The 26,416-nt window shown below is 44.4% G+C and carries 29 protein-coding genes and 1 other RNA gene; 17 read left to right on the top strand and 13 right to left on the bottom strand.

Annotation, left to right across the window (positions count from 1 at the left end; all coding sequences use genetic code 11):
• Positions 1-138: 138 nt before the first annotated feature.
• The 5 genes from ptsP to SFC25_RS12205 form a co-directional block, all read right to left on the bottom strand.
• On the bottom strand, positions 139-1,854 hold the full coding sequence (ptsP, locus tag SFC25_RS12185) for a phosphoenolpyruvate--protein phosphotransferase (protein ID WP_411215542.1): 1,716 nt from the start codon (positions 1,852-1,854) through the stop codon (positions 139-141).
• 5 nt (positions 1,855-1,859) lie between these two features.
• On the bottom strand, positions 1,860-2,126 hold the full coding sequence (locus SFC25_RS12190; protein WP_038564763.1) for a phosphocarrier protein HPr: 267 nt from the start codon (positions 2,124-2,126) through the stop codon (positions 1,860-1,862).
• 74 nt (positions 2,127-2,200) lie between these two features.
• The gene (locus tag SFC25_RS12195; protein WP_411215543.1) at positions 2,201-4,111 is read right to left on the bottom strand and encodes a PTS fructose transporter subunit IIABC; all 1,911 of its coding nucleotides are present in this window, start codon (positions 4,109-4,111) and stop codon (positions 2,201-2,203) included.
• Positions 4,112-4,125: 14 nt separating this feature from the next.
• On the bottom strand, positions 4,126-5,037 hold the full coding sequence (pfkB, locus tag SFC25_RS12200; protein ID WP_411215544.1) for a 1-phosphofructokinase: 912 nt from the start codon (positions 5,035-5,037) through the stop codon (positions 4,126-4,128).
• Positions 5,034-5,786: a DeoR/GlpR family DNA-binding transcription regulator gene (locus SFC25_RS12205; RefSeq protein ID WP_411215599.1), complete on the bottom strand. Its 753-nt coding sequence runs from the start codon at positions 5,784-5,786 to the stop codon at positions 5,034-5,036. Before SFC25_RS12205 ends, pfkB begins: the two co-directional genes overlap by 4 nt.
• 213 nt (positions 5,787-5,999) lie before the next feature.
• Between SFC25_RS12205 and secG the strand changes: the two genes are divergently transcribed.
• The 3 genes from secG to rnr all read left to right on the top strand — a co-directional run bounded on the left by secG (position 6,000) and on the right by rnr (position 9,442).
• The gene (secG, locus tag SFC25_RS12210; RefSeq protein WP_038564772.1) at positions 6,000-6,233 is read left to right on the top strand and encodes a preprotein translocase subunit SecG; all 234 of its coding nucleotides are present in this window, start codon (positions 6,000-6,002) and stop codon (positions 6,231-6,233) included.
• A 120-nt stretch (positions 6,234-6,353) separates the two neighbouring features.
• On the top strand, positions 6,354-7,109 hold the full coding sequence (locus SFC25_RS12215; protein ID WP_411215545.1) for an alpha/beta hydrolase: 756 nt from the start codon (positions 6,354-6,356) through the stop codon (positions 7,107-7,109).
• 44 nt (positions 7,110-7,153) lie between these two features.
• The gene (gene rnr, locus SFC25_RS12220) at positions 7,154-9,442 is read left to right on the top strand and encodes a ribonuclease R (RefSeq protein WP_411215546.1); all 2,289 of its coding nucleotides are present in this window, start codon (positions 7,154-7,156) and stop codon (positions 9,440-9,442) included.
• A 35-nt stretch (positions 9,443-9,477) separates the two neighbouring features.
• On the opposite strand, the gene SFC25_RS12225 is transcribed toward rnr, so the two are convergent.
• Positions 9,478-10,338, bottom strand: a complete 861-nt coding sequence (locus tag SFC25_RS12225; RefSeq protein WP_411215547.1) for a GNAT family N-acetyltransferase — start codon at positions 10,336-10,338, stop codon at positions 9,478-9,480.
• Positions 10,339-10,457: 119 nt separating this feature from the next.
• Between SFC25_RS12225 and smpB the strand changes: the two genes are divergently transcribed.
• From smpB to map, 3 genes are all read left to right on the top strand, one after another.
• Positions 10,458-10,922 carry an SsrA-binding protein SmpB gene (smpB, locus tag SFC25_RS12230; RefSeq protein WP_095224394.1) on the top strand — a complete coding sequence of 155 codons (465 nt, stop codon included), beginning with the start codon at positions 10,458-10,460 and terminating at the stop codon, positions 10,920-10,922.
• Positions 10,923-11,017: 95 nt separating this feature from the next.
• Positions 11,018-11,383, top strand: a transfer-messenger RNA (tmRNA) gene (gene ssrA / locus SFC25_RS12235).
• Between the two features lie 167 nt (positions 11,384-11,550).
• Positions 11,551-12,291, top strand: a complete 741-nt coding sequence (gene map, locus SFC25_RS12240) for a type I methionyl aminopeptidase (RefSeq protein ID WP_411215548.1) — start codon at positions 11,551-11,553, stop codon at positions 12,289-12,291.
• A gap of 125 nt (positions 12,292-12,416) precedes the next feature.
• Here map and SFC25_RS12245 read toward each other — a convergent pair whose 3' ends face one another.
• Positions 12,417-12,578: a hypothetical protein gene (locus SFC25_RS12245; protein WP_367544459.1), complete on the bottom strand. Its 162-nt coding sequence runs from the start codon at positions 12,576-12,578 to the stop codon at positions 12,417-12,419.
• Positions 12,579-12,767: 189 nt separating this feature from the next.
• Here SFC25_RS12245 and SFC25_RS12250 point away from each other — a divergent pair, with 189 nt between their 5' ends.
• Both SFC25_RS12250 and murB read left to right on the top strand, forming a co-directional pair.
• A complete protein-coding gene (locus tag SFC25_RS12250) occupies positions 12,768-13,385 on the top strand; it encodes a nuclear transport factor 2 family protein (protein ID WP_411215549.1) in 618 nt (205 codons plus the stop codon).
• A 152-nt stretch (positions 13,386-13,537) separates the two neighbouring features.
• A complete protein-coding gene (gene murB, locus SFC25_RS12255; RefSeq protein ID WP_411215600.1) occupies positions 13,538-14,455 on the top strand; it encodes a UDP-N-acetylmuramate dehydrogenase in 918 nt (305 codons plus the stop codon).
• 120 nt (positions 14,456-14,575) lie between these two features.
• Here murB and katA read toward each other — a convergent pair whose 3' ends face one another.
• The 4 genes from katA to SFC25_RS12275 all read right to left on the bottom strand — a co-directional run bounded on the left by katA (position 14,576) and on the right by SFC25_RS12275 (position 19,472).
• Positions 14,576-16,027 carry a catalase KatA gene (gene katA, locus SFC25_RS12260; RefSeq protein ID WP_411215550.1) on the bottom strand — a complete coding sequence of 484 codons (1,452 nt, stop codon included), beginning with the start codon at positions 16,025-16,027 and terminating at the stop codon, positions 14,576-14,578.
• A 327-nt stretch (positions 16,028-16,354) separates the two neighbouring features.
• Positions 16,355-17,758, bottom strand: a complete 1,404-nt coding sequence (locus tag SFC25_RS12265; RefSeq protein ID WP_411215551.1) for a GGDEF domain-containing protein — start codon at positions 17,756-17,758, stop codon at positions 16,355-16,357.
• A 156-nt stretch (positions 17,759-17,914) separates the two neighbouring features.
• Positions 17,915-18,343, bottom strand: a complete 429-nt coding sequence (locus SFC25_RS12270) for a BrxA/BrxB family bacilliredoxin (RefSeq protein WP_411215552.1) — start codon at positions 18,341-18,343, stop codon at positions 17,915-17,917.
• Between the two features lies 1 nt (position 18,344).
• The gene (locus SFC25_RS12275; protein ID WP_411215553.1) at positions 18,345-19,472 is read right to left on the bottom strand and encodes a conserved virulence factor C family protein; all 1,128 of its coding nucleotides are present in this window, start codon (positions 19,470-19,472) and stop codon (positions 18,345-18,347) included.
• 234 nt (positions 19,473-19,706) lie between these two features.
• Between SFC25_RS12275 and SFC25_RS12280 the strand changes: the two genes are divergently transcribed.
• The 6 genes from SFC25_RS12280 (at position 19,707) to SFC25_RS12305 (ending at position 22,539) form a co-directional block, all read left to right on the top strand.
• Positions 19,707-20,327, top strand: coding sequence for a DedA family protein (locus SFC25_RS12280; RefSeq protein WP_411215554.1), 621 nt, complete (start codon positions 19,707-19,709; stop codon positions 20,325-20,327).
• 12 nt (positions 20,328-20,339) lie between these two features.
• Entirely contained in the window at positions 20,340-21,191 is an 852-nt protein-coding gene (locus SFC25_RS12285; RefSeq protein ID WP_411215555.1) for an undecaprenyl-diphosphate phosphatase, read from the top strand.
• A 96-nt stretch (positions 21,192-21,287) separates the two neighbouring features.
• Positions 21,288-21,458, top strand: a complete 171-nt coding sequence (locus tag SFC25_RS12290) for a hypothetical protein (protein WP_176465816.1) — start codon at positions 21,288-21,290, stop codon at positions 21,456-21,458.
• Positions 21,455-21,676, top strand: coding sequence for an alpha/beta-type small acid-soluble spore protein (locus SFC25_RS12295; RefSeq protein ID WP_411215556.1), 222 nt, complete (start codon positions 21,455-21,457; stop codon positions 21,674-21,676). Before SFC25_RS12290 ends, SFC25_RS12295 begins: the two co-directional genes overlap by 4 nt.
• A gap of 13 nt (positions 21,677-21,689) precedes the next feature.
• On the top strand, positions 21,690-21,857 hold the full coding sequence (locus SFC25_RS12300; protein ID WP_411215557.1) for a YfhD family protein: 168 nt from the start codon (positions 21,690-21,692) through the stop codon (positions 21,855-21,857).
• A gap of 67 nt (positions 21,858-21,924) precedes the next feature.
• Positions 21,925-22,539, top strand: a complete 615-nt coding sequence (locus SFC25_RS12305) for a spore coat protein (RefSeq protein WP_411215558.1) — start codon at positions 21,925-21,927, stop codon at positions 22,537-22,539.
• Between the two features lie 29 nt (positions 22,540-22,568).
• Here the strand turns inward: SFC25_RS12305 and tlp are convergent, their stop codons facing one another.
• The gene (gene tlp, locus SFC25_RS12310; protein ID WP_411215559.1) at positions 22,569-22,802 is read right to left on the bottom strand and encodes a small acid-soluble spore protein Tlp; all 234 of its coding nucleotides are present in this window, start codon (positions 22,800-22,802) and stop codon (positions 22,569-22,571) included.
• A gap of 55 nt (positions 22,803-22,857) precedes the next feature.
• Positions 22,858-23,592, bottom strand: coding sequence for a YqcI/YcgG family protein (locus tag SFC25_RS12315; protein ID WP_411215560.1), 735 nt, complete (start codon positions 23,590-23,592; stop codon positions 22,858-22,860).
• A gap of 154 nt (positions 23,593-23,746) precedes the next feature.
• On the opposite strand from SFC25_RS12315, the gene SFC25_RS12320 reads away from it, so the two are divergent.
• Genes SFC25_RS12320 through SFC25_RS12330 form a run of 3 tightly spaced genes read left to right on the top strand, consistent with a single transcriptional unit; the run spans position 23,747 to position 26,392 of the window.
• Positions 23,747-24,697 (top strand): ABC transporter permease, encoded by a 951-nt coding sequence (locus SFC25_RS12320; RefSeq protein ID WP_411215561.1) that lies wholly within the window; start codon positions 23,747-23,749, stop codon positions 24,695-24,697.
• Positions 24,690-25,640 (top strand): iron chelate uptake ABC transporter family permease subunit, encoded by a 951-nt coding sequence (locus tag SFC25_RS12325; protein WP_411215562.1) that lies wholly within the window; start codon positions 24,690-24,692, stop codon positions 25,638-25,640. Before SFC25_RS12320 ends, SFC25_RS12325 begins: the two co-directional genes overlap by 8 nt.
• Positions 25,637-26,392 (top strand): iron ABC transporter ATP-binding protein, encoded by a 756-nt coding sequence (locus SFC25_RS12330; protein ID WP_411215563.1) that lies wholly within the window; start codon positions 25,637-25,639, stop codon positions 26,390-26,392. The genes SFC25_RS12325 and SFC25_RS12330 overlap by 4 nt, the downstream gene beginning before the upstream one ends.
• The last annotated feature ends 24 nt before the right edge of the window (positions 26,393-26,416 follow it).

Genomic DNA, 26,416 nt, shown 5'->3' on the forward strand with positions numbered 1-26,416 from the left:
AAGAAACAGCTCTCCATAACGGAGAGCTGTTTCTTATTGACCTATAATTACAGTAAGTCTGCTTTGTATTCAAGAATATGTCGTTTCTCAGAAGGAAAAAAAAGAAGCTCTCTGATTACGGAGAGCTTCTTGTCTTATTTATTGTCCTGTACGCTGACGGACAAGCTGTTCCACTTCATCAGCAGTGCTTAGAGTCAAGGCTTCTTGACTTAGCTCCTGCATGTCTGCTTTGGAAAGCTTCGTGATTTGTGTTCTAGCTGGCAGGATGCTTGTTGCGCTCATGCTGAATTCATCAAGGCCAAGGCCGAGAAGAAGCGGGATTGCGATTGCATCGCCTGCCATCTCACCGCACATGCCAGCCCATTTTCCTTCTGCATGTGCTGCCTCGATGACATTATGCACAAGGTTCAGGATAGCTGGGTGGTAAGGCTGGTACAAGTAGCTGACGCGTTCATTCATGCGGTCAGCTGCCATTGTGTACTGAATCAAGTCGTTGGTTCCAACACTGAAGAAATCAACTTCCTTCGCAAATTGCTTCGCAGCAACCGCTGTAGAAGGGATCTCAACCATGATACCGATCTCGATAGAGTCAGAAACCGATACGCCATCTGTTACAAGTTTTTCTTTTTCTTCAAGAAGAATTGCTTTTGCTTGGCGGAACTCTTCCAGTGTAGCGATCATTGGGAACATGATCTTCAGGTTGCCGTAAACGCTCGCGCGAAGCAGGGCGCGAAGCTGAACACGGAAGATATCATCGCGCTCCAGGCAAAGGCGGATAGCACGGTAGCCTAGGAATGGGTTCATTTCTTTAGGAAGCTGCAAATAGCTAAGCTCTTTATCTCCGCCGATGTCCAATGTACGAACTACGACAGGCTTGTCTCCCATGTTTTCTAGAACAGTTTTATAGGATTCGAACTGTTCTTCTTCACTAGGAAGCTCGCTCTTACCCATGTAAAGGAATTCTGTACGGTAAAGGCCTACACCTTCGCCGCCATTGTTTTGGACGCCGGTAACATCTTCTGGCGTACCAATATTTGCAACAAGTTCTACATGAATGCCATCTGTTGTAACAGTAGGTTCGTTTTTCAGCTTCGCCCATTCTTGTTTTTGCTGTTCGAAAGCTTCTTGTTTCGCTCTGTACGTCGCTAGTTCATCTTCTGTCGGATCGATGATGACAGTACCTTCAATACCATCAACAATGATCATGACATCGTTTGCAGCAGAAGATGTGATGGACTTCGTACCCACAACAGCAGGGATCTCAAGTGAGCGGGCCATGATAGCAGAGTGGGAAGTACGTCCGCCGATATCAGTTGTAAACCCTTTCACAAACTGTTTGTTAAGCTGTGCTGTATCTGAAGGAGTCAGGTCCTCCGCTATAATGATAACTTCTTCGTCTATAAGTGCAGGATCCGGGAAGGAGACCTGTAAAAGGTGTGCCATAACACGTTTTGTAACATCTTGGATGTCAGCTGCGCGTTCTTTCATATATTCATTGTCCATGCTGCGGAACATGTCGATGAACATTGTAGCTGTCTCGTCAAGAGCAGCTTCTGCATTGATATTGTTATTGCGGATATTGTCTTTAACGGGATTGATCAGTTCGGGATCTGCCAATACAAGCAAATGAGCCGAGAAAATCTCGGCGTGCTCGTCGCCTAGTGACACACGAGCATTCTCGCGGATTTTCTCCAACTCTTTTTTGCTGATCTCAAGGGCAGCATCCAAACGGCTGATCTCTTCTTCCGCATTAGCAACAGTTGTTTTATCGAAAGAGAGGTCTGGTACAGCCAAATGGTATGCTTTAGCAATCGCGATACCATTTGAAGCTGCGATTCCGTTTATCATGCTCATCGGAATTATTCTCCTAGGCCTTCGCTTTTGATTGTTTCCGCAATTGTGTTGACTGCTTCTTCTGCATCGTCGCCTTCAGCGGAGATTGTGATCTCAGCACCTTGTGGAATACCTAGGCTCATAACACCCATGATAGATTTAAGATTGACGCTTTTGCCGTTGTAAGCAAGTTGGATATCGGATTTGAAACCGCCTGCTTTATTTACTAAGATTGTTGCCGGACGAGCGTGTACGCCTGTCTCATCTGTGATTGTCATTGTTTTTTCTGCCATGGTAAATACCTCCAAAGATTTTTTATGTGAATGGTTTCATCCTATTTTTGTGAATGCTTTCATTCTATCTTATTTTATACTTTTCTTAGGTCTTTTTTCAACAATCCTACAATAATAGCTGTGACAAAAGAACCGATAATGATGGAAAGGAAGTAAAGCAATGGATTTCCATCAACAAGACTTGCTGAAATGATACCGCCATGCGGAGCATTCAGGCCAATTGCGAAGAAGGCTGATAGACCTCCTGCTACTGCGGCACCAATTGCTGTCGCAGGAATGACGCGAAGCGGGTCAGCAGCTGCGAAAGGAATTACACCTTCTGAGATGAAGAATGCGCCCAGTACGTATGCTGTCTTACCTGTTTCTCTTTCCTGTTTTGTAAACTTATGACGGAATAGGGAAGTTGCCAGTGCAAGTCCAAGCGGTGGTACCATACCACCGGCCATAACAGCAGCCATGAATTCCAAGTTACCAGCATCAAGCATTGCAATACCAAATGTGTATGCAGCTTTGTTGATCGGACCGCCCATGTCAATGGCCATCATGGCACCAAGAACGATTCCTACCAATACTAAGTTCGTACCTCCAAGACCTTCAAGGAAGTCAGAAAGTGCTACATATACTTGTGTCAAAGATGGATTGATCAATAGCATAATCATGCCTGTGATGAAGATACTTAATACAGGGAAGAAGAGAATCGTTTTCAATCCTTCCAATACAGCTGGAAGACCAGATAGTGCTTTTTTAATACCAAGTGTCACGTAACCAGCTAAGAAACCAGCAATCAAACCGCCAAGGAATCCAGAACTAGTTGCATCACCACTACCATAAGTGACCGCAATCAAACCACCGATAGCACCAGGTGCGAAACCAGGTTTATCAGCGATACTGCTGGAGATGAAACCTGCAAGTACAGGAACGATCAGGAAGAACGCTTGGCTGCTTCCAATTTCATTCAGCATTTCAGCAAAACGGCTGCCCGGGAACAATTCTCCAAATAGGATGCTGAGTGCGATCAGGATACCGCCGCCGACAACGAATGGAAGCATGTTGGATACACCATTCATGATGTGCTTATAGAATCCGGAACGCTGTTCTTTCTTTTGTCCGCCTTCAGCTGCTGCTTCTGTACTGCGGCCGCTGTTGTGATGAACTGGTGCATCTTGTGCAAGTGCTTTTTCAATCAGTTCCTTCGGTATTTTCAGTGCACGTCCAACTGGTACTTGCAGAACGTGTTTGCCTTCGAATGGGCTAAGATCGACATTGACATCAGCTGCGACGATGATAGCAGTTGCATCCTTGATATCTTCATCGGTCAGACGGTTTTTAACTCCGCCGGCTCCATTCGTCTGCACTTTGATCGGAACGTTCATCTCTGCTGCTGTCTGCTTCAGCTTATCCGCAGCCATGAATGTATGTGCGATACCAGTAGGGCAGGCAGTAATGGCAAGCACTTTGCCTTGTGTGCCTGGTGCATCCTGTGCCAATTCCACAGCTGGATTTTCTTGTTCTTCTTCTTCACCTAATTCTTCTTTTTCCTTGGCATCGATGATAGACATGATTTGTTCTTCCGTTTCCGCACTTTCAATGTTAGAGCGGAACGTGCTGTCCATTAAGAAAGAAGAAAGACGGGACAAGGTTTCCAAATGTGTCTGGTTGGCACCTTCGGAAGCCGCGATCATAAAGAACAGGTGGGAAGGCTGTCCGTCCAATGCTTCATAATCCAAACCTTCCTTAGAACGTCCGAAAGCGATAGCCGGTGTTTTAACCGCAGCGGATTTACCATGCGGAATAGCAATTCCTTCGCCGATTCCTGTAGTGGACTGTGCTTCACGGGCAAGAATGGCTTCTTTGAAACCCGTTTTATCGTTCAATTTGCCAGCTTGGTCCAGCTTGGAAACAAGCTCTTCAATCACATCAGGTTTTGATTGGGACTGAAGCTGCAAAATGATTGTATCTTTTGTTAGTAGTTCTGTAATGCGCATGATTAACACCCCTCTTAGATAGATGTGAGTTTGACTTGGCTGACTAATTCTTCTATATATTGTCTCTCGCCGAGGTCGTCACTGAATGCCGTAGCACTTCCTGCTGCTACTGCGTAGGTGAAAGCTTGTTCGTAATCACCTGATTTTTCATAAGCAGCCAGGAAGCCTGCCACCATACTGTCGCCGGCGCCAACGGAGTTTTTAACTTTTCCCTTTGGTGTCTCAGCTTTCCAAGCATGATCCTTGTTCACGAAGATGGCGCCTTCACCACCCATGGAAACAATGACGTTTTCGATACCTGTTTCGTGAAGCTTTCGAGCGTAGCTTACAATATCTTCAATAGAAGAGATGGTTGTATCGAAAAGCTCACCCAATTCATGATGGTTTGGTTTAACGAGGAACATCTTTTTGCCGATTAGATCACGAAGTGCCGTACTTGATGTATCGGCGATGAATCTAGTTCCATTTTCTTCACAGATGTCCGCCATCCTTGCATAGATGTCAGCTGGAACGGAGCCAGGTGCATTACCTGCTGCAACCAAAGCATCCTGTTTTCCCAGACTTTTTATCTGTTCGAAAAGCAAAGCAAGCTGTTCTGTTGTGATAGCTGGTCCTGGACCGTTTATTTCTGTTTCTCCGCCGGACTTCAGCTTCACATTGACGCGTGTTGGTTCATTTATTTCAATGAATTGATGTTCGATTCCAGCACTTTCAAGTGTTTCCCTGATGAAGGCTCCGGTGAAACCACCGATATATCCTAATGCCGTCGTATCCACATCCAGTCTTTTCAGCAGACGGGAAACGTTAATACCTTTTCCGCCAGCAAAATAAGCTGTCTGTGTAGCACGGTTCAAATCTTCTGGTTTAAAACCGTCCACATGCATGATGTAATCGATGGATGGGTTCAGCGTACATGTGTAATTCATGATTCCACAACCTTTATTGATGTAAGTTTCTTGTATGAAGCCTGCTGGTTTGCACTGACAGTATCCACGATCAGTGTCGCTTCTGTCAGATCCGCTATATGGGCGAAGCTTGTCTTGTCGAGCTTGCTGCGGTCAGCTAAAACGAAAGCCTCATCTGATCGGAGCAATGCCTGGCGTTTAACGGCTGCTTCCTCTGGATCCGGCGTTGTATAGCCATTTTCCGGGTGAACACCGTTCGTGCCAAGAAAACATTTATCAAAACGATATTGGGCGAGTGCTGTCATTGCACCTCTGCCGATCAAAGTCCTCGTTTTATCCTTTACTAATCCTCCGGTTACATACACGGTGATGTCCTTTTCATACAGTGCATCCAGATGCGTCAAGCCATTAGTGACGACGGTTACATTTCTGCCTGATAAGAAAGGGATCATCTGATTTGTTGTCGTACCTGCATCCAAAAAGATGCATTCTTCTTCACCGACAAGACTTGCAGCATAAGCGGCGACTTTTTGCTTTCCGGATTGGTTTTGTGTCTCCTTCTCCGTATAGCTCATTTCGAAGCTTAATGAAGATACAGTCGTTGCTCCTCCATGAACACGCTGCAGCAGCTTCTGCTTCTCCAGTTCAATAAGATCTCGTCGAATCGTCGAGATGGAGGCATCCGTTACCTTCACGAACTCTGGAATCGTTACAACGCGCTGCTCTTGCAGCATCTGTAAGATCATCTTTTGCCGCTCAGGTGTAAGCATTTGCATGACCTCCTCCTGAACTTAAGTCCACTATAGAGGAAACGGTTTCATCTTGCAACCAAAAAAGTTCAAAAAACTTCATTAAAATTCATTTTCTGCAAAAATAATTCATAATTTTGTCGCATATCGTCGATTGGACAAGAACATCTTGCCAATTATCTGACACATATGCTACAGTTGACACAGGTATTTGCTGTTATAGGAGGTGCTGGGATGCAGACAACTTTAGTAGTTCTATTAATAATCGATGCCATTGCGCTTATCGCGCTAGTCCTTTTACAATCTGGTAAGAGCGCAGGCTTGTCCGGAGCGATATCAGGCGGTGCAGAGCAATTGTTCGGTAAACAAAAAGCTCGTGGTCTGGACTTGTTCCTCCATCGTGGAACAATCGTTACAGGAGTCATTCTTTTCATTTTGACGTTCCTTTTGGCGTACGTCCTGCAATAATCGAATAGCCAACTTCATCCCTCGTCACAACTTCTGTGGTGGGGGATTATTTATTCCCAATGAAGGGAAAACTAGTGCGGAAATCTACTATATATTATAGAAATAACAGGGGAGATACATATGGTCACAATGAAACAGCCAGAGCCGTTCACATTTGAGGGGAAAGGGGATCGCGCTGTTCTGCTGCTGCATGGCTTCACTGGTCATTCAGCTGATGTACGGATGATGGGCCGTTTTCTTGCAGGTAAAGGATACACGGCGCATGCTCCTATTTATCGCGGACATGGGAAAACACCTGATGATATCGTTGCTTCCAGTTCAGATGAATGGTGGGAAGATGTACAGGCTGCTTACCAGCACCTGAAGGATGAAGGCTATGAAAAAATCGCAGTTGCCGGCTTATCCTTAGGCGGTGTACTAAGTTTAAAGCTTGCCTATTCGTATCCGGTCAAAGGCGTTGTAACAATGTGTTCACCGATGTTCTTTGATAATGAAACCCAATTGAACAAAGGATTCAAGTTGTATGCAAGACAGCATAAACAGCTGCAAGGTAAAGATAATCAGGAAATTGAGAAGGAACTGGCCGAATTGATGGAAGCTCCTGCGACTTCAGATATGTTCCAGCGACTGGGCGCCTTTATCACTGATGTGAGCAAGCATGTAGACGAAATTTATGCTCCGCTCTTCGTCGTACAAGCGACAGAAGACCAAATGATCAACACAGACAGTGCCAATTTCATTTATGAAAATGCAGAATCTGATTTGAAGGAGATCAAGTGGTACGAAAACTCTTCTCACGTTATCACGATGGGGAAAGAAAAGGAACAGCTGCATGAAGATGTGTATCTGTTTCTCGAATCGCTTGATTGGGAATAGTTCATACTAGATGAAAAAAGAGCCGAAAAGAAGGTGAAGCAATAATGGACGAAATCAAGCAGAAGATATTAGCTTATTTCAGAGAAAATGCGGATAAGCCGTTAACAGTAGAAGAAATCGAGGAGCAGTTGGCGCTCGATGAAGCAAGCGAGTTCACTGTCCTTGTCAAAGGGCTGAATGAACTGGAAGCAGAAGGACAGCTCGTTCGGACAAGAAGCAACCGCTTCGGGCTTCCGGAAAAATTGAACCTTGTGCGAGGCAAGATTCAGATGCATGCGAAAGGTTTTGCTTTCCTCATACCAGATGAAGAGGGTGTGGATGATGTTTATATCCACTATTCCGATCTGCAGTCTGCCATGAATAACGATACAGTGTTAGTGCGTGTCGAGAATCAGGCTGAAGGCGGACAGCGCCGGGAAGGACAAGTAGTACGGATTCTGGAGCGGGCCATAGCCGAGGTTGTCGGAACATACGAAGATAATGGCCGATTCGGCTTCCTAATTGCCGATGACAAACGTATACCAAATGATATTTTCATACCGCGCGGTGCATCAGGCGGAGCAACAGATGGCCATAAGGTCATTGTCAGGATCACAAAGTATCCGGAAGGGCGCATGAGTGCAGAAGGAGAAGTCATCCGGATACTTGGTCATAAGAATGACCCGGGCATTGATATACTTTCCATCATCTATAAGCATGGTATTTCTACAGAATTTCCACCGGAAGTACTGGAACAGGCAGCAAACACACCAGATACGATCGATCCTGCTGAGATTGAGAACCGTCGGGATATCCGAGATATGATGACTGTGACGATTGATGGAGCAGACGCAAAGGATTTGGATGATGCAGTTTCTGTCAGCCTCCTTGAAAACGGGAATTATCGTCTGGTCGTATCCATCGCGGACGTCTCTTATTATGTGGAAGAAGGTTCTCCTATTGATGAAGAAGCCTTGGAACGTGCAACGAGTGTATATCTTGTTGACCGAGTGATTCCAATGATCCCGCATCGTCTTTCCAATGGGATTTGCTCTTTGAATCCACAGGTAGACCGCCTTACGTTGACGTGTGATATGCAGATTACGCCACAGGGTCAAGTGGTGGAACATGAGATTTATCAAAGTGTGATCAAAACGAATGAACGGATGACGTATGGCGATGTAAACCGGATCTTGCTGGAGGATGATCAAGAGCTGAAAGCACGTTATGCAGAACTTGTGCCAATGTTCCAGCAGATGGAGGACCTGGCTGCTATTCTTCGTAAGAAACGGATGGATAGGGGAGCAATCGATTTTGATTTCCCAGAGGCGCGGGTTGCTGTCGATGAAGAAGGCAAGGCTATTGATGTCATCCTTCGTGAGCGCTCTGTTGCAGAGAAGCTGATCGAGGAATTCATGCTTGCTGCCAATGAAACTGTTGCGGAGCATTTCCACTGGATGGACGTACCGGCTATTCACCGGATCCATACTGATCCGGATCCAGATAAATTGCAGAATTTCTTCGAGTTCATCACAAGCTTAGGCTATACAGTCAGAGGTTCAGCCTCTGATATTCATCCGCAAACCTTGCAAAAGATCGTGGAACGGGTAAGAGGCACACAGGAAGAAATGATCATCAACCGGCTTATGCTGCGCTCCATGCAGCAGGCAAAGTATGATCCGCAGGGCTTGGGCCACTTTGGTCTGGCGACGAAGTTCTATACGCATTTCACTTCACCGATCCGTCGGTATCCAGATTTGATCGTGCACCGGCTGATTCGCACGTATATCGTCAATAATCAGCTTGATAAAAAGACGCAGGATCACTGGAAAGAACGGATGCCTGAAATCGCAAGACAGTCCTCGGAAAGAGAACGTGCTGCTGTCGATGCAGAGCGTGAGACGGATGATCTGAAAAAAGCTGAGTTTATGCAAGATAAGATTGGTGAAGAATTCGATGGCGTCATCAGTTCCGTCACAGGCTTCGGGTTGTTTGTCGAGCTGCCGAATACGATCGAGGGTTTGGTTCATGTCAGTTATCTGACAGACGACTTCTACCATTTCGATGATAAGCGTTATGCGATGGTTGGGGAACGGACTGGCAACCAATTCCGCATCGGGGATGAAATTACTGTCCGTGTTGTGAAGGTGAATATTGAAGAGCGTGTCATCGACTTTGAAGTGGTAGGCATGAAACCGCGCAAACCACGAGAGAATCGTGACCGACCTACAATCATCAAAGCCGAAAAGAAAAATAAGCCAGGTGATCATCGCCCGCCGAAAAACAAAGGAAAGCGGAAACCGCCTGCAAGAGGGAAAAAGACCAAGAAACGAAACACAAGAAAAAGACCATAAAAATGACGCCCCGACTTATGTAGTCGGGGCGTTTGTCATCTGATATATCTTCCATAAATGAGCCATGGATCATCGTCCTCAGTAAAACTGTTGCGATAAGCTTCAGGTATGCTGGCGGCATTCTCAAGGGACACATCCAGCTGCGGAACCAGCTGCTTGTCCGAATGGTTCAAGTAATGGAATACAGTAGTCCATAGACCGTCCTGCTGAAACACATCAGGCCATAGATATTGGATTTGGGCTATATCCTGACCTTTATAGTCTTCTTGAATTGTCATGATCCGGCTTGAGTCAGGGTTTCGGAATACTGCCAGTTTTTCTAAATAGTCATCCTGTAATATGGCGGAAGCGTATGGAATAGGGAAATATGCCTCATATGGATAGAAAGCTGCTTTTGCATCGACAGCTGACTGCTCGATTGCAGCTCGTTTATTATCAGTTCCTTCCATCATCTCCCATGGAGCAGCTGATGGAATATCACACTTTTCAGGAGCTTCCATGACCAGACTGATAAAGCTGCTTTCAGCATGCATATTTAATTTATCCAGTACCCTCTGAGCAGGAAGGTTTGACTTGCGGGTGATAGCTCCAATCCAATTCATCATTGGATCTTCTTCGCAAGAAGCAATGATATGCTGCAGTAAAGCAGTAGCATTTCCTCTTGAATGAAAACGGACATCACTTCGCAGCCGGCCGAGTATTCCATTTCCATTCGGCAAACGGTATACCCCAGCAACTGCAGTAATACCTTCTGCCGTTATCAAGCCAAATAAGGTTTGGGCTGGATTCTCGATCAGCTGAGGGAAAATCCGAAGAACGTAATCATCCTCGATTCCTGTTTGCATATCGAGCACTGCCCGGTAATCATCCATTGTCAATTGTCTGATGGTTGTCATCTATGTATGCACTCCAATCAATCGGGTTCGCTTGTAGATACCCGTTTCAGTATATGAATCGTTAGGATTATCATACAGTTTCTGATAAAATAAAGCTCGTAGTTAGGAGGAAGAAGTCTATGGCTAAGGGACAAGGTAAAGTACTCGCACAAAATAAGAAGGCTAATTTCGATTATGCAATCGAAGAGACAATCGAGGCTGGTATTGTCTTGCAAGGTACCGAGATCAAATCGATCCGTGCCGGACGGGTTAATTTAAAGGATAGTTTTGCCAGAATTGACCGCGGCGAGGTCCGTATTATCAATATGCACATTTCCCCTTATGAGCAAGGGAACCGATTCAATCATGATCCGACAAGGACCAGGAAGCTGCTATTGCATCGCAAGCAGATCGATAAGCTGATCGGCCAAACGCAGCAGCAAGGTTATTCTTTGGTACCGATCAAGCTGTATATCAAGGATGGTTTTGCGAAGATATTAATTGGTGTCGGTAAAGGGAAGAAGAAATACGATAAGCGTGAAGACCTCAAGCAAAAGCAGATGAAGCGCGATGTAGATCGAGCTGTGCGCGATCGCGATTACTAAACTTGCATTTTCTAATAAAGATGTTATAATGGAAGTTGTCTGGGATTTGATTATCCTGATTTGAACGGGTTACCTCCTGTAGCCCCCATTATCATGGGGACGTTACGGATTCGACAGGGATAGTTCGAGCTCAGGCTGCGTGTCGAGGTTACGGCTCGTAAAACGTTACGCCTAAATATAACTGGCAAAACTAACAACAACTACTCTCTAGCAGCTGCGTAAGTAGCACTAGAGGATCCTTGCTGCTATCGCCCATGTGGCAGATTTGAGGGTCTCAAACTTAAGTGGGCTACGCCATTGTTCTCGGCTTGCGGATAATTGGAAGACGACAATCAAGCTAGCCTCGCTGAAAGCCTGTCGTTAGGTCGAAGCGTGTGCGAACTATAATATAACGACTACACACGTAGATGCCTGAGTGCCGTTATCTTTGGACGTGGGTTCGACTCCCACCGTCTCCATCCTTACATATTGGATGGAAAAAAGGCTTTGAAATGCTGATTACAGTGTTTCGAAGCCTTTTTGTTTCTATTTAAGTTTAATTCACGCTTATGTTACGGTATGGAGTACAATAATCAAATGATGTTTTTCTATAAAATTCAAGCAGGATAAAAGATAGCGGGGTAAAAAAATGATTGCAAAAACGGAAGAAGATTTTCAGGCGCTGAAGGAAATCGGCAGGATTGTTGCCTCTATCAGAGATGAATTGGTGCAACGAACGGTTCCGGGCATAACGACAAAAGAACTGGATGAAATAGCTGGAGAAATGTTTGAGAAAGAAGGCGCAGTTTCAGCGCCGAAAAGTGAATATGATTTTCCTGGCTATACTTGTATCAGTGTGAATGATGAAGTGGCGCATGGTATTCCTGGGAGCCGTGTCATTTCTGAAGGAGATCTGGTAAATGTAGATGTTTCCGGGTCTAAAAACGGATATTTCGCAGATACAGGGATCTCGTTTGTGGTAGGCGAGGGAGATGAAATACTCACGAAAATATGCGAAGTGGCCAAACAAGCGTTTGAAGCAGGGCTTAAGAAAGCAAAACCTGGATCTAAAAAAAGCGGAATTGGAAGAGCGGTATTCCAAACAGCAAGACAGAATGATTTAACTGTTATCACAAACCTTACAGGACACGGTATAGGACGCACAATCCACGAAGCACCTGACCATATTTATAACTACAAGGATACATTTGATGATGAATTACTGAAGGATGGAATGGTTATCGCGTTCGAACCATTTATCTCAACCTCTGAGGAAGAAGTATTCCAAAAAGAGGACGGCTGGACTTACGCTACAGAAAAAAGCTTTGTAGCTCAGTTGGAACATACGATTATCCTTACGAAGAATGGTCCGATTATTGTCACGCTCTAACGCATTGAAGCGTATGTATAAAAGCCGATTCCCAATTGGAATCGGCTTTTTATCTGCTTAACAAGTTCTGTATAGGAACTGCTCCATAAAAGTAGTGGTGCAAAGAGAAGTTCTCAGCACCATTTTTACGCTTTATCTTGTTTCCAGGTTGTTTCCTCGCCCTTAGTTGGGCATACAGGAAACACATCATTTTCTTTTATTTCGACTCTTTCACCTGACTGACAGATATATACACCTGTTTGCGGTACGCCTTGTCCAGTCCGGAATTCGCGCGTATCATTACTCATCTTGAACACCTCCAGATTTACATATATAGTTTATCCCTTCCCTTTTGGGCTTACTCTAAACAGTTTTAAAGAGCTTTTCATTGTTGCAGCAACGAAGATAAGCCTTTTAGTTTCCTTGCATGCTCGTATCGCGATACAATCATATTAGCTGCTTTTACCGGAGAGAATAAATGAACGGAGTGAACACTCATGAATCAGACAATTATTACATTATCAACAGGTGAACAAATTCGTACAGAAGCACCTGAACAGCAAATACTGGAGCATATAACGAATAACCAAGGCATGATGAATAAGGCTTTTGTTGTGATCGGGGACGTACATATTGCTACCGCGCATATAGTTAAAATAGAATCCAAGGTGAACGAAACCCATCTACCCGTTCAAACCGAACAGGAAGATACAAGTGTGAGTACAGTGCAGCTTGAAAAGACAGAAGAGATAGCGGATCGAAATCAATTTGAACTTCTGGAGCAGGAGCTCCGGGAAGCAATGCAGACAAGAGATATATTTGCATTGGATACTTTTTTGCATGATGATCTTGTTTTCATCAATCATGAAGGTATCTATGTGACAAAGGAAATGGATTTGGAAGCTCATCGGACACTTGCTGTGCGTTTTACGGAAGTATCTTGTTCCGACCTGCAAATCAAACCGACAAAGGATGGCGCAGTGACAATCTCCCGTATCCATCTCGAAGGACAAGAAGGAGACGAGAAGATCAGTGGTGACTTTATCTATTCACGTGTATGGCAGCTGATCGGTGATCAATACCAGGTGATCGCGGGACATTGTTCTAAGCTGTAATGGATGCGCATGTAGTCATTTTTTTGCATAAACTATAGGTGTATGGCCTAACAGGTAAATAAGGGCATTGTCACGTGTGTGAAATGTGGTATACAATACAGGTTGGGGCACGCTCGTTTGCAGCGGCTAATACAGTAATGAGGGATTATATGATGAATGTGAATGCATTGGAGAGAGACATAAAGCAATTCTTAGAAGCTACAGATGTACTTATAGAAGCTCCGCTTGCGGATTATACGTATACAAAAGTAGGCGGAAAAGCAGATCTACTTGTTTTCCCGAGAAGTTATGCAGAAATTGAACAGGTCGTTGCTTATACAAAAGAAAATGGAGTACCACTTACGATCCTTGGTAATGCATCAAATGTTATCATTCAGGATGGCGGACTGCGTGGAGTGGTCATGATCCTGACGAAACTCGATGAAGTCAAAGTAGAGGGAAACCGGATCACAGCGCAATCAGGTGCAGCGATCATCGATGTTTCCAGAATGGCATTGGATGCCAGTTTGACTGGATTGGAGTTCGCTTGCGGTATTCCAGGTTCCATCGGCGGAGCATTGTATATGAATGCTGGGGCTTATGGCGGAGAAGTGAAGGATGTATTGGAGCAAGTAGTTGTTATAACAGATACTGGCGAACGTAAAGTGATGACAAGTGAAGAATTAGAGCTTAGTTACCGTACCAGCATTCTGCAGAGGAATAATTACATCGCTGTAGAGGCAACATTCGTATTGGAAGATGGTGACCACACGGCGATTAAAGCAAAGATGGATGAATTAACGTATCTTCGTGAATCGAAACAGCCTCTGGAATACCCATCATGCGGCAGTGTCTTCCAGCGTCCTCCTGGCCACTTCGCAGGCAAGCTGATCATGGATGCAGGTCTTCAGCTGACACGAATCGGCGGTGTAGAGGTATCTGGTAAGCATGCAGGTTTCATGGTAAACGTAGATAACGGTACAGCATCAGACTATATCAATCTGATCAAACACGTACAAGAGACAGTGAAAGAGAAGTTCGGTGTGAGTCTTCACCGGGAAGTACGGATTATAGGGGATTCTCCTAAATGAGAAAAAGTACATCACGATAAGTGATGTACTTTTTTTGTTTTATGATATAGCACGTAAAAAGAGTAATGGAAAAGATAAAGGATAGATGAACTTGACTGTCCATCTATCCTTTGTATCGGATTAAACTTCCTGTGGAAGTGCAATGCCTAGGCCGTCAGCAACGCGTTGGCCCCATTCTTTATCTGCTTTTGAGATATGGGCTACTTGGCGCTCAAGAATGTCTTTTCTTGTAACAGGCTTCATTGCATCAACGAAGTTTTGTACAAGACGAGTTTTTTCATCGTCAGTCATTAGACGGTAAAGGTCTCCTGGCTGTGTATAGTGGTCGTTTTCATCGTAACCGACGCTATCCGCTTGTCCGGATACTTCAAATGGCGCAATTTTGCTTGCTGGGTCTTCTTTTGGACCGTTGTAGCTGTTCGGCTCATAGTAAACGCCGCTTCCGCCATTGTTGTCGAAACGCATTTGACCATCACGCTGGTAGTTGTTCACTTCGTTGCGCGCACGGTTAATCGGAAGTGCTTGGTGGTTGGCACCTACACGATAACGGTGTGCATCATGATAAGCGAACAGACGACCTTGAAGCATCTTATCAGGAGATACTTCGATACCAGGTACAAGCGTTCCTGGAGAGAACGTAGCTTGTTCTACTTCCGCGAAGTAGTTCTCTGGGTTGCGGTTCAATACCATGCGGCCAACTTCGATTAGCGGGTAATCTTTTTGGGACCATACTTTTGTTACATCGAATGGATCGAAGCGGTATGTGTTCGCATCTTCAAGCGGCATGATTTGAACATAAAGCTTCCATTCAGGGAAATCGCCGTTTTCGATTGCGTTGAAAAGATCTTCTGTATGATAATCTGGATGCTCACCAGCAACTTTGGCAGCAACTGCAGGATCCATGTTTTTAACGCCTTGCTGTGTCTTGAAGTGATATTTCACCCAAACGCCTTCGCCTTTTTCGTTAACCCATTTGAATGTATGGGAACCGAAACCATGCATATTGCGCAATGTTGCAGGAATACCGCGGTCAGACATAAGGATAGTAACCTGGTGCAAGCTCTCAGGAGAAAGAGACCAGAAATCCCATACCGCATCAGGATTTTTCAAATGTGTTTGCGGATGTCTTTTTTGTGTATGGATGAAGTCAGGGAACTTGATTGCATCGCGGATGAAGAATACAGGTGTATTGTTGCCGACTAAATCATAGTTGCCTTCTTCTGTGTAGAATTTAACAGCAAAACCGCGAGGGTCGCGTACTGTATCAGCAGAACCAAGCTCACCAGCTACAGTAGAGAAGCGAATGAACATATCTGTTTTTTTACCAACTTCAGAAAGGAAGTTTGCTTTTGTATATTTGGAAACATCATTAGTGACTTCAAAGTAACCATGTGCACCGGCGCCTTTTGCGTGTACAACACGTTCAGGAACACGTTCACGGTTAAAGTGTGCTAGTTTTTCAAGAAGATGTACATCCTGGATCAGTGTAGGTCCACGTGAGCCAGCAGTTTGGGAATTCTGATTATCTCCAACTGGAGCACCCCAGCTAGTAGTAAGTTTTTTATCTGCCAAGAAAATCACCTCAGAGTATGTAGTGTTTGTAAATCTATAAACATAGTAACATCTTTTTATTAAAAATCAATACTTATTTATAATAATTATAAACTTATTATAACGATAAATAAAAAAAGGGCGAACCTGCTTTTAGCTGGTTGACCCTTTTAACTGGATGATACCGTTTTCAAATAATTTTATTATAAAGAAGCTACCCATGTGACTAAAGCACATCCTATTATGCTGCTGCTAATCAACAAGTTAGTTTTCCACATTGGCACCCCTCCTTCGCTAACTTAAGTCTAGCAAATTATGAAAGGGTTTTCAATAGAGGAAGAAGCCCAATTATTGGAATAGGTCTTCTTTCTGCTTTTGTTTAGACCGGTACATTTCCTGGTCGGCAAGCTCAATCATTTCTGTTACTGTCAGAGTAGATCCAGGTGCGTAGTCATGAATGCCGAAGCTTGCGGCTATCGGATAGGCTTTTATCTTCGTGTCATTCAACAGCGTTAATTTATATTGCAGTATCGAAACGAATCCCATGGCTTGGCTTCGGTCCTTTGCAGGAAGGAGAATGATAAATTCATCTCCGCCATGCCGGAAAAGACAATCATCTTCTGTCAGGGTAGAAGCTATCGTGGATGCGATCAGTTGGATAAGCTGATCGCCCTCATTATGGCCATGGATGTCATTTACCTGTTTCAAATCATTCACATCCACGAAACAAAGACAGAATGGATGCACTCCCTGCTGTAGAAGGTTTTCGATATATTGGATACCGGCACGTCGGTTGAACGTTCCAGTCAGAGCATCCCGGCTGGCATGCTCTTGCAGTTCCTGCTCGATCCGCTTGAAGTTAGTCACATCCGTCACACTGATCAGAAGCGCATCTATCTTGTTATAGCTGAGTAATTCAAAGTTGAGCATCATCCAGTTTGCATCCTGAAAGCGGTTATGGGTGATATAGTTTTCTATTTTAACTTCATTTCTCAGCTGCTCGAGCAAAGCCTCCTGTTCCTTTTGATCAGGAAAGAAGGAGGTAAGAGAGAAGCTTGCGGAAGAATCAGGATTGATACCGAAAAATTGTCCTGCTTGTTTATTATGGAGGATGATATTTTCTGTCTCTAAACAAATCAGTACAACCGGCTGCGGGTTAGCAAAAAACAGACTTTTAAAATTACGTTTCTCCTCCTGCAGCTGCATCTGGCTGTGAAAGTCTTTTCTCAAGTAGTGATAGAAACTGAGATTGATAACAGCACTTACTATCATTCCGCCTGTGACATTGATAAGCATGATGATGGAGAAAGCGCCAGGAAAATAGAGGTATAGCCCGCTCAGCAGCAGCGCATGCGCAGTACCTGCCAAAATGTTATACAGCCCCGGCCGTATCGGCAATAATGCAGCACAAGCAAGCAGAATTATCAAATAGGCATACACATTTCCTTCTTGCTGATAACTGTTGAAGGAGGAGAATGCGCCTTGGACAATATACAGTGCAATATAACTGATGCTAAGGATATTTGCGTGTAGATTTTGAAAAAAGACGAGATAACAGACGGACATCAGCATGCCTAACAGATGGACGAGAGCCAATGGGAAAACATAAGCCGGATTATCCAGAGATCTTAACATGGATATATCTGCGATTAAGAATAAGGGATAACCAGCAACCAGCGTAAAAGAACTCAGTTTCAGTCTGTGCGACAAAATGCTCTGATGGTACTTATCGAAATCATGGATCTGCTTCATGGTTTTTCCTTTTTGTTTTTTAGATATTTTACTATATAAACAAACAGAAAGCTTTACCTTTCTTTGATCGAAGCATTCTGACGATTTTGTTTCAAAACGTAATGAGATGATTGTGCTTGCTAACCAAACACAAAAAAGAGCTGCAGCAGCAGCTCTTTACAGATGGTTATTATAAGCAGTTGTAAGATTTTCAACGATTTCTTCTACATCGTAGCCTTCAATTTGTTCGCGAGGGATGAAATGGACCAATTTGCCGTCCTGCATCAATGCGACAGAAGGAGAAGATGGCGGCTGATCTGTGAAGTATTCCCGCATCTTTTCTGTAGCTTCTTTATCCTGGCCAGCAAATACAGTTACAAGATGTTCTGGTTTTTTAGCATTCTGCAGGGATTCACGGACTGCTGGTCGTGCAAGACCTGCTGCACAGCCGCATACAGAATTGACAACAACCAGCGTACTTCCTTTTGTTTGTTCCACATAGCTTTCAACCTGTGCAGCGTCTGTCAGTTCCTGGAATCCTGCCTGTGTCAGCTCATCCCGCATTGGCTGGACGATTCCGCGCATATATTCTTCGTATGCATTCATATTATTTTTCCTCCTTAAGTTTGGCTGCCTCCGTCATTTGTTTCCAGACGGAACCTTTTGCCGCTTCGCCGCCGGCAATCCGCTCGATTGCCATGTTAAGCTGCAGCTTCACTTCAAATTCAGTTTCCTGTCTTGCTGCCTCTTCAAGAATCGGAAGGCTTTCGCTGTCCCCAAGTTCATATAGAAACATTGCAGCCCGCCACCTGACTATCCGGCTCGGATCGGCAAGTGTTGCTTCCATCGCTGGTGTAGCTTCTTTAAAGCCTAAATCGGATAGGCAGTCGCCCGCTGTTCGTCTGACTGTTACGACCTTATCTTTAAGAGCCTGGTATAACAGCGGCAAAACAGCTTTATCTTCTATCATACCGAGATAAGCAGTTGCCAGCCGGCGAATGGATGATTTTGGGTCTTGCAGAGCTTTATCCAAGAACGGAAGATGCTCGATGCCAGGTTCCAACGCATCCAATGCCCGGTAACGCGCACGCCAATCATCTTCATCCCACACTTCCATAGTCGGCTGCTGTTGCTTCATCGGCGGAGCTTGGGGATTCCTGGCACGTGCTACAAGTTCCCGCAGCCGTTCCGCACTGTAGCTTGCGAGCAATTCTTCGTAAATATCTTGTCCTACCTGATCGGGTTCACCATATCGGGGATATTGTTCTTCCCATTTGCGGGCAAATACAATGTTGTCGTTCCCGGCAGCTTCCATTGCTGCTTCGGTGAACAAAGAAGGAAGTCCAATTCGCTTCTCTTGTTCATCAAATAGAAGCTTGATTTGCATCGGTACACCGTAAATGGTCTGAATCTGAACGTCCACTTGACCATAATGTGGTTCTTGAACGCCTGCTTCAGCAGATGAACCTTGGCTTTTTTCTCCGAATGCTTCCCGTACAGCTGGCAGTATTGTCTCCCAAGCTGTTTTCGGGCTTCGTTCCAGGGCAAGGAAGTCAGCTACACGATATATCCCTTTGACACCTTCAATTCGGAATAGCGCCTGGACATAATCGGGATCACCAGAAGAATGTGTCTCTCGTTTGTAATCGAAACTGCTGCCCATTGACAGCATGTCATCCACCACGATCTTCATCGAGTATGGACTCGGGGTAGGCTCGATTGTCACGATTTTCATCGTATTCCCCCTTATATAAAATAATCATTTTCTTCCTATAGACTATATCACAGATAGGCTGAAAGGTGCGACAATGCAACCCTAGGACTTCAGCCCAATGAAAACTAAGTCTCTGTTTCTATTAACCTCTTGGGTGCTGTCTGCTAGAATGTTAATTATCCGTAAAAAATTCCACCTTTTCGAGTACAGGATGCTATAATGATTTGGTAAATAATTTACGTTTGGAGTTGTAAAATGGATAATTGGATAACGCAGTTTATGGAACAATTCGGTTACTTTGCGATCGTATTGCTGATGGCAGGCGAAAACGTATTCCCGCCGATCCCCTCAGAGATCATCCTGCTGTTCGGCGGCTTCCTGACAACCACCTCTGATAGTGTCACTGCAGTTGGTGTTATTATCGCGGCGACAATCGGTGCAGTTATTGGGGCTATTATCCTTTATGGCATCGGGCTTCTCTTGGATGTAGAACGACTGGAGAAAATCGTGGACCGCTGGGGACATATTTTGCGAATAAAAAAAGAAGACATACATAAAGCGGATGCTTGGTTCGATAAGTATGGCGTATGGACAATATTCCTTTGCCGTTTTGTACCTGTGATTCGGAGCTTGATTTCCATACCGGCTGGAATGTCCAATATGAATTTCCCGCTGTTCCTTATTTTTACGACATTAGGGACACTGATTTGGAATACAGTATTAGTATTGCTCGGTCTATGGCTTGGTGAATCCTGGACGACAGTGGAAACTTATCTTGGGTACTACCAGGATGTCGTCATTGTAGTATTGGCGATTCTTATCGTCCTATTCGTCATCTTGTTCATCAGACGGAATAAAAAGAAAAAAAGTAGCTAGAGGAGTAGAGGCATGAGTATCATTGAGTTCTTTTCGGCCTTGATCATGGGACTGGTCGAAGGATTGACAGAATTTGCACCGGTATCATCAACAGGCCACTTGATCATCGTCGATGATATGTGGCTGAAGATCCACGAATTATTCAACGACGAAGTAGCAAATACATTCATCATCGTCATTCAGCTAGGCAGTATCTTGGCTTCTGTTATCGTATTTTGGGACAAGTTCATGCAGATCCTTGGTATTCGCAAGCTCCAAGGAAAAACAGAATCGATGCCAGGAAAGAAAAACAAGTTCAATTTAGGAATCGTTATTGTTGGCTTGCTTCCGGCAGGGGTACTTGGACTATTGTTCGATGATATCATTGATGAATATCTGTTTTCCGTATGGTACGTTATCGTAGCATTGGTCGTCGGGGCTTTCTTCATGATTTTTGCAGATAAAGTTTCGTCAAAAAAGACAGAAACAATCGATTCATTGGATGGTCTTACGTATAAGAAAGCCTTTTTGATTGGGCTATTCCAGTGTATCTCTTTATGGCCCGGTTTTTCCCGTTCTGGAGCAACAATTTCCGGCGGTGTCATTCTCGGGTTGAATCACCGTGTTGCATCAGACTTCACTTTCATCATGGCAGTGCCTATCATGGCTGGAGCTAGTCTTGTCTCGCTGCGGAATCACTTGCATGCTTTTACACCTGATGTGATTCCATTTTTCATTGTCGGATTCATCAGCGCGTTTATCTTTGCACTGATTGCTATCCGTACATTCTTGAAAATCATTTCCAAATATAAACTCGTTCCTTTCGCTTACTACCGTATAGCTTTGGCGATCGTGATCGTAATCTTCTTGATCATCAACAAATGATCCCTGTCTCGTACAGGGGTCTTTTTTTTGGCTAGAAGTGCCTTTCATATTATGACGCCAAAGACAGAAACTAATGCAGAAAGGAGGAGAAGCATCATGAAAAAGAATCGTGTTGATGGCGGTATCTGGATTGATGATACGTATCAGCCAGGCATGGAAGAAGGGCTTACAGCCAATCGGGATGAACAGGATCCAAACAAGAAGCATGTGCGTGCCGACTATGAAGGCGAGACGGGTGACGCACATACGCTAGGGCATTATCGATGACAAGGCGAAATAAAATACTCGTGCCCGAGGCGCGGGAAGGTCTTGATCAGCTGAAATATAAAATCATTCAGGATGCCAACCAGTCTTACCAGACTGAACAGGCAGATGATTTAGGCAACAGGACGAGCAGAGAAAACGGTAAAACAGGTGGCAGCATCGGTGGTAATATGGTCCGTGAACTCGTGCGGATGGCGGAAGAAAATCTGAAGCACCGTTAAGGAGGGAAAGTCCGTGAACGACAACGATAAAGCTTTGGAAGATTATTATATGCGTTATACCGATTTGGATAGGGATGGCAAGGATATTTCCTTTTCACAGGAAGAAGCGGATATCGATGATTTAGAAGCACAAGCCCGTTCAGACGCTGCTGATGCCCGTGTTGCGAAAAGGCATAAATAACCGGTCATAAGTACTGTACCAGATCGCATACTAACAAGGCACGACAATATTTTAGGGGGTTATCACTTTGGAAAATCAAATTCAGACTGCGCAGATGAACCAGCCGACAACTTTACATGGCAAGCAGAACCATGGTGGACATGAAATTTTTGACACACATGAAATCCTTACGGGGATGATCAGTGTAATTGATCAATATAAAATTTTTGATCAGTTCATTCAGGATCCAGAACTAAAGACGGTTGCTCAGCGCCAAGGTGATTTCCTTACACAAACGTACAACACGATGGTGGAAACATTCAAAACAGGCCAGGATCCAACAGTGCCAACTACTTCTTACAGCATGCAGCAAGGAAATGATGTTGTATATGGTGTGAAGACTTCCCAGCCTAAGAAGCCGATTACTTCCGTTAATGAACTTACGGATGAATGTGTTTCCACCTATATGCTTACGCAGATGAAAAGTCTTGCTGCCATGAGCACTCGAGGTGCTTGTGAAATCACCAATCCAGTCTTAAGAAGGATTGTTGCTGATTCCGTACCGAACTTAATCGAAATGAGCTACGAAATCTTCCTGTATCAAAACAAACATCATTATTACCAAGTGGCACAGTTACAGCCAAGTGATATGGCTGCGATGATGCAAAGTTATGATGCAGCTCCAATAACTCAAACGCATTAATAAAAAGGTCCGCCTAATGGCGGACTTTTTTATTTGTCTTTTTGCTGCTGGTAATTTGCTTCTTCTTTAAGTTCGTGACGGAGACTCTCTACACTTGCAGCGCGTCGCTCGTTTTTCTCTTTCAAAAATGAAATTTCTTCATCTGTTAAATGCTCACTGTTCGCTTTGACAAAGTCTTCTGTTTGATGAACATTTTGCAGTGTGTGCTGAATCGTATCTTCGATGCGCTCAGCATTATCTGCGCGATTATCTGGGTTCGGCATGCATGGACCTCCTTTCCAGGACAGATATAATGTAGTATCTGCCTGGAAAGAGAAGTTATGTATGCTTTAACTCCTTATGATGGAAAGGACATCCCCCTTGGATAGGCTCTGCGTCATCACCGATGAAGTATTGCTTCCATTCATGGTGGGTCTGATCACCGAAATGACCGATATCGGGGTGTTTCGGCAGCTTGTCCCATTTTTCCACTCGATCCCGGACAGAACCTCGTGATTTCGTCCCGGCAGGTCTGTCCCCTTCCAGACCATCAAAAATACTGCGCGGCTGCAGTCCGATAACAAGGGAAGGACCTAAGTCACGTGTTATCCGCTGCTTATATGCAGGAGCATTTCCGAATAAGAAATAAGCCTCGCCGCCGATATGATAATCAAAGAGGAAATGCTCTGGATCCCGAGGTCGTTCGGCGGGCCATGCTATTTCATCCACTTCGTGCAGCCGCTGAAGGAAACGCCAGAAGTAATCTCGGTAATATTCTAAATCATGTTCTGTTTCCTCAGGCTCAAAAAAGAGGAATAATCCTCTGCGTATGGCTTTTTCCTGCGTATGCATCAGTTTCGTGAAATCATTGATAATTTGAAGCGCATTATCCCAGTTATCGTGAGGTACAAAGCCATAACGCAAGTCGCCTCTCTTCTGGGCGGCAATGCCGAAGTAGCAGGGGAAGTCCTTTTTGGCGACTGTTTCAGCAAAAGGCTGATAGGCGTCAAGAGCCCAGTCTGGCAGTTGTTGATTTGCGGTATGTATGTCTTCTTTCTTTAAAAGCGGTAGCATGTATACACTCCTTATGTATGTTAGAAATTGTTATATTTTTTTGTCAGTTCAAAACTCCTATTGACGAGGCTTTTTCCATTTACTATACTAAAATGAGAATCTAATTGATAATGAATATCAGTATCATCGATGCTGCCGAAGAGGTTTGACGCTTATGAAGTTAATTTACTTGCTTATAATTACTGTTCTATTAGCTGTTTGTTCCCTGTTTGTCGGGGTGGAAAACGTGTCGTTTTCTGCTTTATGGAATAGGCATGAGGAAGCCTGGAATATCGTCATGATCAGCCGGCTGCCGCGGATGCTCAGCATTGTCATGGCTGGGGTAAGCCTCAGCATATGCGGGCTTATCATGCAGCAGCTGACGCAAAACAAATTCGTATCTCCGACAACTGCGGGGACGATGGATTGGGCGAGATTGGGGATTCTTGTTTCCTTGCTGTTCTTCACAGATGCCAGTCCGATATGGAAAATGTGCATCGCTGCTGCGTTTGCTTTATTCGGCACCTTGCTCTTTATGGGAATCCTTCAAAGGCTGAAGCAGAAGGATACAATTTTTATACCGCTGGTCGGGATCATGCTGGGGAATGTTGTCAGTTCGATTGCAACATTTTTTGCACTCAAGTTTGACCTCGTTCAAAATATGTCCTCATGGCTTCAAGGAGACTTTTCCTTGATCATGGAAGGGCGCTATGAGCTTCTTTACATAAGTGTACCGCTGCTGATCATCGCTTTTCTGTTTGCCAATATGTTTACTGTTGCTGGTATGGGAGAAGATTTCGCTACGAATCTTGGCCTTCCTTACAAATATGTCGTCAATGTTGGATTGATTATTGTCGCAATCATTACGGCTGTTGTCATTTTAACAGTAGGTGTCATACCGTTTCTAGGTTTGATTGTGCCAAATATCGTCAGCATGTATCGCGGCGACAATTTAAAGAACAGTATATGGCATACAGCCGTACTTGGTGCAGCATTCCTGCTCCTATGTGATATCGCAGGACGTTTGATCATCTATCCATATGAAATCTCGGTAGGACTCATGGTAGGCGTCATTGGCACAGGTATCTTCCTTTATATGCTGTTGAGGAGGAAGGCCTATGCTTAAACGAAAAATCACCTTACTGATCGTGATCGCTTTGTCTTTGGCTGGTCTGTACCTTTTCATCCATATGAATTTCCAAGCCATGGAGTATCTGCTGCGCACACGGCTGGAAAAAATCCTGGCCATGATTTTATGTGCTGTATCGATTGGCGTTTCGACTGTAGTGTTCCAGACGATCACACATAATAGAATCCTGACCCCGAGCATCATGGGTTTGGATAGTGTCTATATGTTCATTCAAACCATTGTCGTCTTTTTATTCGGTTCAGGAACATTTGCAATCATGCAGAGTGATTCGTATTTCTTCCTTACCATTCTGCTGATGGTCGGATTTGCTTTCGGGCTTTATCAGCTGCTGTTCCGCAGAGGACAAAATAATTTGTTTCTGCTGCTGCTTGTCGGGTTGGTGCTGGGAACATTTTTCAGCAGCTTGTCTTCCTTTATGCAGATGATTATCGATCCGAATGAGTTTCTTCTGATTCAAGACAGTATGTTCGCGAGCTTCACGGATGTAAATACAGATCTCCTGCTCATTTCAGCAGTGATCATTATTGTGCTTTGCATTTACATATTCCGTTATCGCCACTATTTCGACGTCATGTCTATCGGTCGCGATCATGCAGTGAACCTGGGAGTGCCATACGAAAAAATCGTCAAACGGATGTTCTTGGTGATTGCGGTACTCGTTGCTGTGTCGACCGCCCTAGTCGGGCCCATTACTTTCCTCGGCTTGCTTACAGCAAATCTGGCACGCGAATTTCTCCAGACGTTCCGGCATACGTACCTGCTGACAGCAGCAAGCCTGCTCAGTATCATCGCATTGCTCGGCGGTCAGCTGGTGGTGGAAAGAATCTTTTCCTTCTCAACACCAATAAGTGTCATCATCAATTTTGTCGGTGGTGTTTACTTCATTTATTTATTAGTAAAGGAGAGTAAGAAGATATGATCGTTGCAGAAAAGCTTTCGAAGTATTTCGGTTCCAAGAAAGTCATTCAGGATGTTTCCATCGAGGTGAAACGCGGTGCGATCACTTCTTTCATTGGTCCGAATGGGGCGGGGAAGAGCACCTTGCTTTCCATGGTAAGCAGATTGTTAAAACAAGATGATGGTATCGTCTACCTTGATGGAAAAGACGTACAGAAACAAAAGAGCAAGGATCTGGCAAAGACAATCGCAATTCTGCGCCAGTCAAATGTTATCCAGATGAAGCTGACAGTCCGTGAACTGGTAAGCTTTGGCCGTTTTCCTTATTCCAGCGGGCGTCTTACTCCCGAAGATGAACAGAAGGTAACAGAAGCTATTGCATACGTGGATCTGGAGGAAATGGAAAATAAGTACTTGAACGAACTCAGCGGGGGGCAGAAGCAGCGAGCATTCATTGCTATGGTGCTGGCGCAGGATACAGAGTATATCCTGCTCGATGAACCGCTAAACAATTTAGATATGAAGCATGCTGTCCAAATGATGAAACTGCTCCGTAAGCTAGTGGAGGACTTTGGCAAGACGATATTGCTTGTTATCCATGATATCAATTTTGCTTCTGTTTATTCAGATCGGATCGTGGCGATGAAAGACGGTAAGATTATAGCGGAAGGTCCTACAGACGATATCATTCAATCTGATGTTCTTAAATCGATATATGATTTAGATATCGATGTCCACAATATAAGCTGCAACCGTATTTGTGTCTACTTCTAAAACGTACTGGTTAAAGGGGTGATG

The sequence above is a fragment of the Terribacillus saccharophilus genome (assembly GCF_046592595.1).
Taxonomy (GTDB): domain Bacteria; phylum Bacillota; class Bacilli; order Bacillales; family Amphibacillaceae; genus Terribacillus; species Terribacillus saccharophilus_C.